We start from the raw sequence: 12,314 nt of genomic DNA, 5'->3' as shown, positions 1-12,314 counted from the left end.
TACTGTGACTATATTTATATCATCGAAGGGAAGTTTATTTAATATTTCTTACACAATATACATATATGTTTAATGGTAGTTCTGATGGGACTGAATTTAATATTTCAGAGATAGAAACAGACTGCGAACAGAAAATAAAAAACGTGGAGGAAGCAAACAAACTTATTGAGATTATTGAGTCAAATGAGACTGTAACAAAACTTCTGATTAATGAAAAGGGCAAATCAACCACTATTCTTGAAAAATGTGAGGTGTCACTTGCTCAAATTGAGGAAAGAGATAATTCACTAGACAGTTGGACAGAATACGTTTTTGTTTTTTCCGGTGAGACTTTACTTTGGAAATGTGATGTTAGAAGCGAATCAGTACATTGCCCCAATGAAAGTTGGGAATATCCACTAACAGAAATAGGATATATTGAGTTACAAATCGATGGGGAATCAAGCCATGGAATATACTATATTGACTGGACTTTTGATTAGTTTTCTCGTGGTTCCAATTTCACATTTTATGAAAAATGTGAACTTCGAATAGAACTCAACATCTGAGACGCCCATCTTTGACGTTTTCAGATTTTCCTTAACGCATTTGTTGTTTAATATTTTCGCATTTGTAGTAAAAAACACGAAAGTTTTTCATTACTTAGAAATAATATCTGTGTATGCAAACAGAGCGCACGAAAGACGGTCGAAGAAAGCTATGGATGACGCAAAATGAGTACGAAGACCTTGTTGAGAGTATCGATGACGAAGCGAAACAGATTGCAGTACAAATCATGGGAGAATCCGGACTCAGAGTTGGAGAAGTTACGAACATTCGATATAAGGATATATCACGTGCTGATGACGGTGAACATTATTTGCTAACTGTTCGAGGTACGAAGGACACGACGGGCGAATATGAGAATGGGAAGGAACGACAGACCTTGGTCCCGATACCGTTAGAACGAGATATTTTCAAATATCACACAAACATGGACCGAGGTAATTACGACCCAATCTTCTCTATTCAGAAGAGAACGATACAGAACTGGATAAAGGAGGTCGGGGAGAATATGGCAGAAGAAACGGGAAAAGAAGTCTGGGAAGAATTGAAACCACACGACCTACGACGGTATTTTGCGCATTTGCATGGAGATATAAGAGGAGTCAACGTTCGCGTCCTAATGTCTGTTGGAGGTTGGGATAGCTACGAAGCAATAAAACCATATCTAGCGAAACCAAGTGAAGAAAACATTATTGACGAGATGTCTGAATGATAGTAGCTGACGATACGACTGAAGAAGCGAGAATTCAAGCAGGCACCCCCTGAACAGTGAAACAGAGCTATATAATTGGGTATTGTCAAGACTGGTCGTGATGAATAGAACGCGCGTATCGGTCACCGTGGGGTGTCGAAATCAGTGCTGCTCGAATCGGTCGATACAGGCTGAGTGCTGAACGCACGAACATCCGCGAGCGAAGCGATTGAGGAAAGCCGACGAGCAAAAGATTCCCCCGAAACACATTGGTCGACCGAGTATCCAGCGCGTTAGGGGGATGTGGCTTCAGAGAGACGGCTTACGAGAGGTCTGCTTCAGTCGGTTCGTACACCCGTATCCATCCGTCGCTCTGGACTTTCACGAGGTAGTCGGTATACTGAAACTCGACCGTCCCAACACCCTGCCGAGAATCCCCGGCTACGTCTGGTCCGAAGAATGCGTCTTCAATCGCTGGTACGTCCACGGATTCGTACAGCGGTGGCGACTTCAGTTCGCTTGGAGACACGCCTTCGACCTCTGCGATGGCGTAGATGATTGCAGTTGTGAGTTCCCTCTGTCCGTTGGGTTCGCAGTGTCGTTGTGTTACCTGTGTCTGGTGCGTCTCAACGCCGTTAGTCGGGTCGTCTTCAGCTATCTTTCTCTCGTCACTGCTCTTGCTCATCCATGTCACTCCGGGCGTGGGTTTCCTGCTTCGAGTCGAGGCTGGCACCAATCCCTTCGAGGGCGGCTAAGACCTGTTCGGCGTGGTCGGCAGTCGTAATCGTTTCGGTCGCCTCATCGAACGTAATCACACCCTCGTCAACCAACTTCGGGACGTGGGCGTGGTACAGCGAGACGTACACCTCTTCGCGCTGGTCTTCTGTGACGGCTTGTTCAGGAATGTCGTTCTCCCAAGCGGCGATTTTCGTCGCCAAGTCAGTCAGCGACCATTCGGTATCTTCGAAGAGAGTATAGCACAGGTAGCGCCGTCGGGAGTGCCCCAATGCCTCGTACACCGTCTCTATCTCCAAAATGTCCGGGGACGGCAGTTGCGTTTCGGACGGGGCGGACGCGTCGGATGTTGCTTCCCCAGCCGGGTCAGGTTGGTTAGACATTCTTAAGAGATGGGTAGGGGCGAATAAAAACTTTCCCCTGATTCGAACGAAATGGGTATTTCAACACTGAATACGTTCGGTTTGGTGTTTGTACTCACCAGTTATAAACAGCTTGAATGAGTCGGTATTGCCGACGTTCTCGACTATCGGTGAAATCGAAGTGAAATCACCGGTGGTAGAGTACTGCATAGACGCTCTAAACCTTGCACGCTAACTAGTGGCAATATCAGCAGGCTGAATGTTGTTTGACTAGATTCGGTAAGAGCCTTGAAAATATTGTCCACTTCTAAAATATCACTGTATTATTATATATTAGATAGTTCATTTATAGATTGATATCATAAGAGGACGAATAGGATTTAGTCTATGAATTAATTTACAGTATGAGGAAGATACAAGCCAAACCGGACATATTATTCTGGTATGGCTGAAAAGAATGTCGGTGGCCGCGACCGCCTCATCCGCACACTACTCGCTGTTTCGCTGTCCATAGTGGCGGTTAGTATACTCAAAGATGGTAAGCGCAAAACCGGTCTACTCGCGGGAATCGGTGCGCTCGCTTTCGGGTTCAACGCGACGACGTGTTTCTGTGGAATGAACGAGGCGCTCGGAATCGACACAACTGACGAATAGCTTTTTCAACAAAGTTGCATATACTATGACCAACCCTGTGCTATGCCCGGAATGTGGATGGAGTGGGACAGAAGCCGATTTAGACACACCTGCTGGCGTTGAGTCATGTCCTGTGTGTGATACCGATATCGAGATTGTTGAGTAGTCTCAATCATCCACCACTGGCCGATTCGTGTAATGACTGGCCTGACCGAAAACTGGTCAGCTCATTAATTCGGTCTTCTAGCTCCTCGATTTCCTCGCGGAGTTCCTCACCTTCCTCACCCTCTGTCTCGGCCAGCCTATCTTTCAGGCCTTGCAGTCGGGTTTCTTTCTCTTCCTCGTCAACGTCTGCCTTGCGAATGTATTCACTTTCGTCTATCTCATACACATCGGATTCGGACAGTTCGGTTACGTCAAGAGCGTCGTTTACCTTGCTCGAATCGACGGTCGTTAACCGTTCGCGCTCAATGCCGGCGGCCTCGAAGGCATTCAGTACCACCTCGTCGTCTTTGAGCGACCGATTCTTACGGCTTGTCCGTTGGACAGACCCGAACTGACCACTCACCGGCTGGTCGTGGTGTAGCCGGTCGAGCAAGATACTCCGAATGTCTTTGCGTAGGTCGTTAGCATTCCGCTGAACGTCCGACAGGAGCGTATAGAGGTTCACCAGCGCCGGCGTTTCTACCTCTTCGAGCGTGTTCACATCATGGCGTTCGAGGGCGTCGATAAGCAACAGAGCGTCGCTGTAGACCGACACGTCTGGCTCTTCCCGCTCTTCCTCGGCATCGTTGCTATCTCCTTGTGCTTCCACCAACGGTGAACCTGTCGGCGTCTCACTTTCCGTGAGTGTTCCCTCCCGGTCGTCCACCTCGAAGCGTGGGTGTAGGGACAGCACGGTCGCGTAGGGTTCTGCATCTGGGGGAAGCCGGTCTAACTCGAACTCGCCGTACGAGTCCTGAATGCGTCGATACAGCGTCTCGAATTGCTCACGCTGAAGTGGAATTGTCTCGTCTTCGTCCCGGTACTGAATCAGGACACGAGGTTCTTGAACATCGGTGACTCGAAAGGCCTTCCGCGAGATTGGGGTGACAAGGGTTGCGTCCGAAGGGAGTTCCTCCACGTTGTCGAGAAGGGTGTGCCAAGAGGCTCCGAAGGTCATGGAAGAGTGTACGGAGAGCTGAGGTAAAGATTTCAGGTACCAATCGCCGCTGTATCCTACGAATCGTAGGAGTTAATGATTCGGTGTCATTTGGTTGGTTATGGAAGAGCGGACACGTGCAATTCATTCTGTACTATTTGAAGAATACGGCATACCCCGAGCTGTCGTCGGATAAGAAACCAGTGGACTCAATCATCCACACGATTCTGCCACAGAATACTACCTTGAGAATACAATAAAAATCGAGACCGTCCTCAATTCTCCACTGAATACATTGCTCGGAGACTGATTCTTGTGCGTACACTCGCTATTGATTACGTACGTACACGCGTATTTACATATGTACATACAGGCATGCGTAAATGAGAGTGTACATACGCACGTGTATCTAACACTTTGATATATACAAATTTGAATACTTAACGACGTAAATTATATAACATATTGGATATAACATTGATATGGGTTAGGCTCCAAACATTTTCCTTTTATTTTCCACACATAGTTAGTGACAACGTTGTAAATAATCGAATTTTGAATAAGATAATTGTATGTATCGTCAAAATCGACAATAGATTAATAGGGTGGTATCTATCTAGTATAGTTACATGTCTGAGCCTAACCAATCGGACAAAAATGAGTATAATCCAACAAATGACGTGCATGTGATTGAAGCAGTAGTTGAACCGCTCGAATCTTATATTCGAGAACACACCGAACACGAACAGACTATTCTTGAATTTGCGGATAATCACGAGACAAGTCTACGATTAAATATAAATTATAATGACTTAAAAAATAACCCATACGATGACGACTACGAGGAACATATAGCCATACATTCATTGAGAGATAACATCCGAACGTTTCGGCACACATTTCAAGCCACCTGCGAAAAGATTGCAGGTGAGCAGTTGAAGGATATTGATATTGAGATATCTGGGCAGTTCGAGACACCGCAGAAAATTGGTGATGTCTCTCATAGTAGAAAAACGTACAACATCAATGCGCGCGTGATGGATGTCACCAGCAAAAAGACACGATATGAGAGAGTCTGCTGGAAATGTGCTCAGTGTGGGAATTTTACGACCAACCACCAGAATATCGCAAACATGGAACTAACGAAACCGCTCGGGTGCGAGACACCAGACTGCTCGGGAACCTTTGTAGATGAATTTAGCGCGATAAATTCAACTAAGAAAGATATCCAGCAGGTCGTGCTGGCGGAGACCGACACGAATGGGAAGAAAGCCCGCAAGTTAGTGGGCGAAGTCGATGGTGACCATATCGGGCAATTAGAGCGAGGTGACGAGGTTAACGTCTGGGCAACCTCACACGTCCCAACAAACACTGAGCAGAGCAGTGTTGACCCGTATCTCAATATTTACGGATTTGAAAAGATTGCAGATGCAGATATCGAAATAACAGAGGAAGACAGACAGGATGCGCAAGACCTCGTGGATGAATCCGAGAACATCATCGAGAGAATAACGGATTCGATTGCTCCACATATTGTAGATAAGGGGGGTCAACGAGCGGGCAAGAAAGCGGTCGCGTGCTCTTTGGTATCAGGTGTTGAAAATGAAAACAGTCGGCATCGAATCCACTCGCTACTGATGGGAGAACCCGGAACAGGGAAGTCTGATATCATCGAATTCGGCGAGGAACTGGCGGAGACCTCAAGATATGTCGATGGTAGAATGGCGACTGTTGCAGGATTATCTGCTGCGGTCTCCTATCAGTCACAGCTGCAAGGTGAAGATTCAAAGATGTTGGAGTCTGGCGCAATCCCAGCGGTCGATGGTGGGCACATCGCAATCGATGAACTGGATAACTCCTCTGAGAGAATCCAATCGTCATTGAATACACCGATGCAGTCAGGTCGTGTCGTGATTGAAAAGCACGCAGGTGCAGAGTTGGACGCTGATGTGTCTGTGATAGCTGCGTGTAACCCAGAAAAGGAACGATTTCAGGGCACCAATCCAATGGAAGACCAGCCGCTCACGTCATCCTTGTTTAGCAGGTTCGATGTGCCTGTCGTCGTGAGAGATTCTGTAAAACGAAACAAATGCGATGAACGGGATGTTCTAAAAAAGACATTCCAGAATCGATTCGAGAACGGTGATGATGGGACTGTCATCGAAAAGGAAGACCTGCGAAAATATTTGAAGATAGCACGGAACAAATCCCCAGAGATGACCGAGCCAGTCGGTGAGTACATCGTGGATAAGCTGGCGAACATACGGGTCAACATATCAGAGACAGGCGCAGACCTGCAAATCTCTGGACGAACACAAGAGACGCTTATCAGATTGTCTGAGGCAATGGCAAAGCTCCGGCTCGGTAACAAGGTCACAGTCATGGACGCACGACGTGCGTATGCGCTTATATTGGAAAGCTGGGAATCATTAGCGGGCACATCAATCGACAACGATGCAGACGATGCTGAAATCGCAAAAGCTGCTCAGATGTCCACATCGTCATCACAGACTCCAGCAATCCGGCAGATGTTGGCAACCTTGGAGCTTTACGATGAAGGTCAGACAATAGAAATCAGTCGAATTAAGGCGACAATCGATGAACCCGATAAAGTGATGGATTTGGTTATCTCAAACTTCGAAGAAAAAGACCTTCTCAAACGAAGAGGCGAAGAAATCGAGGTCGTGGAGATTCCCGAATAACGAGTTCACGTTACACCGTTCTTTTTTTATCATACAAACGTAGTAAATCACCACAAGATAGTAGTCACTGGTCTGAAATTACCAAAAGAGAATAGTACTTTGAGAGAACAAAGCAATTAGGACAATTGACCGTTTCTTCCATCAAAACACAATGCACAGTTCGGACATATTTCTACAATTTCACCGTTGTGAGACCGCTGAACCATGTCAAACTGGTCGCTATTTTCTCGGTCGCACATTTCACATTTGTACTTTTCTTCGTCGGATTGGGTTAGGTCACTCATGCACATGTACCTATGTGACCCCAGTCCTATTAGATTACCAACATGTGGGTATGCCATCAAATCCGACTCAATGTGCGCGCGCTTATAACTGATGGGCATATTTCCACAAGTGAAGTGGGAATTCTCACATAAGGGGGTTCACCCCCACCCACACAAATGAATCCAAAAAATTCCCGCAGTTATAACGGGAACCGCATAATTTGCTTATTTTAGAAACTAAAACGTCGGTTTAGTTTTTTACTATCATCATTTACCTATACCAAAAGACTTTTACAAGGGTTTGGTTAAGTCCGTTTAGGTGGGGGTGGGGGTCAACCCCCTCTCGTGAGAGTCTTAATAAAATTGTCTACTAATTTATTAAAAAGCACACACCATCGTTTCCGGAATCTAATTATATTTTGAGATTTCGCCATCAGTGTATCGTACCCATTGTTTTTTCATGTCCGCGTCTAGCAAATTGATGTACTTCTCCACAGTTTGAGTATCTCGGTGTCCCATCATATCGGCAATCACAGCCAATGATGCACCGTTTTTTAATTTTCTCACAGCAAAGGAATGCCGGAAAGACTTTGCGTTGATTTTCATATATTCCCGTTCAACCTCTTCCATCTCACCATTATGTTCATATTCTTCCGTTTGAGTATATGCTACTTCCTGTACACCAGCACGGTCTGCGTACGTCTTGATGATACGGTTCACCGAATCGGTTTCTAACTGGTCTGATTGTTTTGTTAGAAATATGTAGTCAGATGATTCGGATTTGGAAGAATAAGCTGCTCGTTTTTGATTTCTCCACCGTTGAAGCCGGTAAAAATTGGATGTTGTTGGATATACCGTTCGTTCATCCGTGCTTTCTAGTTTTGCTGTATCTACTGAGATAGATTGGTTCTCTGGTATCACCTCATCTCCTTTAATATTGACTAATTCCACCGGTCTGAGACCTGTATCCCACAAAATACGGATTAGAACATCATGCATTGGGTTATCTATACATCGTAACATCGCAGAATATTCATCTTCCGTGACATACGGGATTTGTGTATCTGTTTTTTCTTCGTATTTGGTTTTGATATTCCTAAATTTGATAGATTCAATTCCAGATTGTTCTCCGCGTCTCACGTTTAAGATTTCTAATTCATCGCCGAATTTTAACATACCACGTATAATATCGACACGATTTTTTACAGTTCGAGGAGAATAATCTTCAGTCTTTTTGATATGATTTTCCCACAGTGTTATATGTGCACCTGCAAAATTTGTCTCTGCGTCGAATCCATTTTCATCGCAAAATTTTAAAAATTTCTCACAGCATTTTTTACAGGTCCGATACCAATTTTCACTCGTATTTATTTGCTTATCATCCAAATAATGCTCTTTCACCCCTTCTAAACCCGTCATTCTACTTCCCTATCATCAATCAGGTCATTATGCATCCTCTCAACTTGTTCATATGTAGCCTGCATCTGATTGATTTCTTCCGTATTATTTTGTATTGCAATGAGACGATTCAAAACAGTGTCTAATGACCCCATAACCATCATATCCCAATCCTCATCTTCATAGGCATCACTCTCATATTCATTAATGTATTTTTCAACAGCCGAATTAATCAGATGCGTCAAATTCCGCATCTCAGGATTCTCTTCTACATGTTCTTTCCATCGGTCTTTTTTGTCTTCTTGGACTCGGACGGAGATTACCTTGTTCTTCACATATGCGTATTATGCGCACGCATGATAGTACTAACGATGTAGCACGTTTTAGGGACCCTGTTCGTAGCAGAGCCACAGCAGTGCGACGAGTTCCGTCGGGAGGGTGTTGTTCTCGACGAGATCGACCGGCGTGAAGATATCTGCGGACTGTTTGCGAATCGAGATGTGCGGGCCGTCCTCGCTGATCGTCGGGAGTGCAACGGCACAGCGGATCGTCTCCTCGATACCCGTGGGGCTCAGGTTGACTTTCGCACTCGGTGTGCTCGCGTTCAGCTCCGTCCCGTCGGCAGCAGCGAGCTGTGTGACGACGTTGATGAACTCCTGTTCGTCCTCGAAGCTGAGATTCGTCGGGATGCGCTCGGTGGCACTATCGCGTGGAATGACTTTGATCCGTTCGTCGAGACGGTTGGCTTCGATATCTTCGAGCGTCGGATCGCGGATCGGGATCGTGAGCTTGCCGTAGGCGGCGTAATCTCTGAGAACGTAGTAGACGAGATCCGAGAGGCGGTGGTCGTCGTACTCGCGATCGACTGGCTCGACACCGATCCCGTACTCCGCGAGTGCAGACCGAATCCGGTGATCGAGCGCGTCGAACCAGGCCCGGGTATCTCGGCGGCGCAGGCGGCGGGCAAGCACCGTTTCGGCACGGTCGCGGACGAACGCAGTCTTGTCGTCGATGACACCCTCGACTGCGGTCTCCCAGATCCGCTCTTTGCACTCGGCGAGCAGTTCCTCGTCGCCTGGGAGGAGATCGGGTTCGCGGACCGCGTATTTCACGTCGAAGGGATCGTTTCCGAGCACGTTCTCCCGGTAGCGGATCACCGGGATCTCGTACTCGTGGAAACCGACAGTGTATCGCGCGAGTCGTTCGCTGGCGAAGCGGGCGATAAACTCCGGTTCGTCGGGCAGGTCGGTCAACGCGGGTGCGTAGTCGGTGGTGTGAACGACGATACCATCCTCGTCCGTATCTGCGACTTCGATCCGATCGTCGAGGGCGTAGGGTGTGAGTTCGCCGAGACAGGCGAGTTCTGCGAGTGCGTGATAGGTGATCCGCTGTCTGGCCGCGGTCGTGCAGTCGACGAGCTGGTCGATGACACGCTCGTATTTCGGATCGAACCCATCGGTCATGATCTCCGTCGCGCCTTCCCGGGTCAGCGGGCGCTGGAGATGCGCACCCTCGAAGTGATCTGTGATCCGGTCGAGTTGTTCTTCCCCCTCACCTGTCAGTGCTGGCACCCGCACGTCGTAGTGGAACCCATCTCCCTGCCGGGAGATAGTCACGACGACGCCAGGATAGACCTCGTCCTGTGCCTGTACATCCTCTGCATACCAGGCCTCGGGATCGTCCGGCGGCAGTGGCGGCGGAACGGCCGGCCCTCCGTCGCTGGCCTGTGTTGTCTGTGTAGTTCGGCCAACTGGCATTTACGACGGGTTTGCCCCGCTTTCGTATATAAAAGCTACCAATAGAAATGAAACTGCAACTAATCAGAAACTGCGCAGTTGTTCGGCCCGAGTTCCAGTTCGAAGGCGTCACTGTCGCCGACGGTCTCCTGACCGAGATTCACAGCGATGATCTGCTCGAAGTTGGCCGGTTGGTCCCCCATCGAATCCAGAATACGCTCCACGAACGCCTCGCGGTCCTCGGAGAAGGCTCGGACTCGATTTCGGATAGTCCCAAGGCGGTCAGTGTAGGTACCGTCCGCCGATGGCTGGCGACCTGGCGGGACGTGTCCCGGTGCGACGAGAGTGTCGTCGGGGAGCGGTGCGATCCGTTCGGTGACTGTCTCGTGTAACGTACGCGCCATCGAGGGCGCATCGGCGTCGTCTTTCTGCAGATCGGGTCGCGGCGTGCCGTCGAGAAAGAGTGAGTCCCCGGAGAGTAATACGTCGTCGACGAGCAGCGAGATCGAACCGGTGGTGTGTCCCGGCGTGGACAGAATTTCGAACTCGTGGTCGCCGATCTGAATCGTCTCGCCCTCAGTGACCGTTTCGACCTCGAAAGAGAGCCCGCGTTCCGCGGCACCCTCGGAGACGATCGCTGTTGCACCGGTCGAGTTAGCGAGCGTCGGGAGGGCGCTAAAATGATCCGCGTGGACGTGGGTATCGAGAACAGCGGTGACCTCGGCGTCCAGATCCTGAATCTCGTCTCGATATCGGTCTGCGAACGCCCTGAGCGGATCGACGACGAGCGCTTCGCCGGCGGAGACGACCGCGTACGCGAGACAGCCACTCGCCGGCCGGTAGTACTGAAAGAGATCTGTGTCGGGGAGTTGGCGCCGAGTGTAGACTTTCGCCCATCCCTGCATCCCGCCGGCGAGATTTTTTGCGTCGATACCCACTTCCGTCAGCATCTCTGCTACTTCCGCGCTCGCCTCACCGTGTGGGCAGACGACGACGTAGGAACGGTCAGGATCGACGAGTTCGGAGACATCACCCGAAACCTGTGCGCTCACGAACCGCATGTAGGGGACGTGAGTCCGATCGATACCCGGACCCTCGATCTGCCAGGCGTCGACTTCGTCCCTGTTTCGCACGTCGAGGATGGTCACCTCTTCGGCAGTTTCGACCAGTGAGGCTAGTTCATCTGGATCAAGCTCCCTGGTCGCTGTGTCTGTGGTCATGGCAGATGGTAGGCCTGCGCGGATATTCAATGGGCGGGTCTGCTGATGCAATTGTCTGAGGTGAAAGGAATTCCGAAACTGCGGTCACAAACAGCAAGAAAGCCCCGAGGCCTCCGAAGCTATCCGATTAGTAATGAATCCACCGCGCCCCATCCACCTGCTAGCGACGACAGTATTGAGTAGTAACAGCCCACAGGTGACGTATGGACGAAGCCGATTTTGTCGAACGAGTACAGGAGTCGAACGCGACAGAACTCAAACGACTCGGGTCGGAGAAAGCACTCGTTGCGACGACGGCTGCCTCACTCGACCGAGAGACTGTCCTCGAACAGGCAACTGCGGCAGAACCCCGTGCCGTAGCGACCTTCGAGCAGTGGGCCAGCGACGAAGCGAACGACACCGCCGGCGAAGCGTTTGCAGTGGCTGCCGAACAGGAACAGGACCACTACGACCGCATCTACGACCTCGCGGAGATCGAGGTGACCGACCCACCGGCAGATGCGCTGCACACCCACCTCCGGGAACTCGACGACACAGTCGAACGGGTCGGAGCAGGACTGGTTGCCCGCCCGCTGGTCGCCTCACGAACCCTGCTCCAGGTGATCAACTTCTTCGTCAACGAAGCAGACACCACCGCAGCAGAGCTCTTTCGGGAGATAAGAGCCGAGACCGACGAACAGGTCGATACGGGGGCGAGTGTGCTCGCAGAGATCTGTGACGCTGACGACTGGGAGCGCGCGGAGCGTGCCGCCGAGGAGGCAATCGAGGTTGCCTACACGGAGTACGCCGAGACACTCGACGAGATGGGGCTCGACCCGAAACCAGTCTGTTAAGTACCGATCCAGTCCGCTGCGAGATATTTCGAAGCGAGACGTGACGGAACTGCC

At 49.5% G+C, this 12,314-nt stretch carries 11 protein-coding genes and 1 pseudogene; 5 read left to right on the top strand and 7 right to left on the bottom strand.

Annotated features, from left to right (window positions below):
- Window positions 1–65: 65 nt before the first annotated feature.
- Together EOW68_RS13570 and EOW68_RS13565 are read left to right on the top strand one after the other, a co-directional pair.
- Entirely contained in the window at window positions 66–482 is a 417-nt protein-coding gene (locus tag EOW68_RS13570; RefSeq protein WP_128225706.1) for a hypothetical protein, read from the top strand.
- A gap of 179 nt (window positions 483–661) precedes the next feature.
- Window positions 662–1,258, top strand: a complete 597-nt coding sequence (locus EOW68_RS13565; protein ID WP_128225705.1) for a site-specific integrase — start codon at window positions 662–664, stop codon at window positions 1,256–1,258.
- Window positions 1,259–1,559: 301 nt separating this feature from the next.
- Here EOW68_RS13565 and EOW68_RS13560 read toward each other — a convergent pair whose 3' ends face one another.
- A complete protein-coding gene (locus EOW68_RS13560) occupies window positions 1,560–1,922 on the bottom strand; it encodes a HalOD1 output domain-containing protein (RefSeq protein WP_128225704.1) in 363 nt (120 codons plus the stop codon).
- Window positions 1,906–2,355 (bottom strand): DUF7344 domain-containing protein, encoded by a 450-nt coding sequence (locus EOW68_RS13555; RefSeq protein ID WP_128225703.1) that lies wholly within the window; start codon window positions 2,353–2,355, stop codon window positions 1,906–1,908. The genes EOW68_RS13560 and EOW68_RS13555 overlap by 17 nt, the downstream gene beginning before the upstream one ends.
- 423 nt (window positions 2,356–2,778) lie before the next feature.
- Between EOW68_RS13555 and EOW68_RS13550 the strand changes: the two genes are divergently transcribed.
- On the top strand, window positions 2,779–2,988 hold the full coding sequence (locus EOW68_RS13550) for a YgaP family membrane protein (RefSeq protein WP_128225702.1): 210 nt from the start codon (window positions 2,779–2,781) through the stop codon (window positions 2,986–2,988).
- Window positions 2,989–3,139: 151 nt separating this feature from the next.
- On the opposite strand, the gene EOW68_RS13545 is transcribed toward EOW68_RS13550, so the two are convergent.
- Window positions 3,140–4,129: a DUF7983 family protein gene (locus EOW68_RS13545; RefSeq protein WP_128225701.1), complete on the bottom strand. Its 990-nt coding sequence runs from the start codon at window positions 4,127–4,129 to the stop codon at window positions 3,140–3,142.
- A gap of 608 nt (window positions 4,130–4,737) precedes the next feature.
- Between EOW68_RS13545 and EOW68_RS13540 the strand changes: the two genes are divergently transcribed.
- Window positions 4,738–6,810, top strand: coding sequence for an AAA family ATPase (locus tag EOW68_RS13540; RefSeq protein WP_128225700.1), 2,073 nt, complete (start codon window positions 4,738–4,740; stop codon window positions 6,808–6,810).
- Window positions 6,811–7,481: 671 nt separating this feature from the next.
- Here the strand turns inward: EOW68_RS13540 and EOW68_RS13535 are convergent.
- From EOW68_RS13535 to EOW68_RS13520, 4 genes and pseudogenes are all read right to left on the bottom strand, one after another.
- Window positions 7,482–8,492 (bottom strand): tyrosine-type recombinase/integrase, encoded by a 1,011-nt coding sequence (locus EOW68_RS13535; protein ID WP_128225699.1) that lies wholly within the window; start codon window positions 8,490–8,492, stop codon window positions 7,482–7,484.
- A complete protein-coding gene (locus EOW68_RS13530; RefSeq protein WP_128225698.1) occupies window positions 8,489–8,806 on the bottom strand; it encodes a hypothetical protein in 318 nt (105 codons plus the stop codon). Before EOW68_RS13530 ends, EOW68_RS13535 begins: the two co-directional genes overlap by 4 nt.
- Window positions 8,807–8,866: 60 nt before the next feature.
- Window positions 8,867–10,228 (bottom strand): annotated as a pseudogene (locus tag EOW68_RS13525) (secretion system protein); the annotation flags it as partial.
- 59 nt (window positions 10,229–10,287) lie between these two features.
- Complete coding sequence (locus EOW68_RS13520) at window positions 10,288–11,427, bottom strand: MBL fold metallo-hydrolase (RefSeq protein ID WP_128225697.1); 1,140 nt, start codon at window positions 11,425–11,427, stop codon at window positions 10,288–10,290.
- A 203-nt stretch (window positions 11,428–11,630) separates the two neighbouring features.
- Here EOW68_RS13520 and EOW68_RS13515 point away from each other — a divergent pair, with 203 nt between their 5' ends.
- On the top strand, window positions 11,631–12,260 hold the full coding sequence (locus tag EOW68_RS13515; protein WP_128225696.1) for a rubrerythrin family protein: 630 nt from the start codon (window positions 11,631–11,633) through the stop codon (window positions 12,258–12,260).
- Window positions 12,261–12,314: the final 54 nt, after the last annotated feature.

It is taken from the genome of Halovenus amylolytica (genome assembly GCA_004015825.1).
Taxonomy (GTDB): domain Archaea; phylum Halobacteriota; class Halobacteria; order Halobacteriales; family Haloarculaceae; genus Halovenus; species Halovenus amylolytica.
Note: the sequence above shows the minus strand (reverse complement) of the source record. Positions and strands in the feature narration are given on the sequence as shown.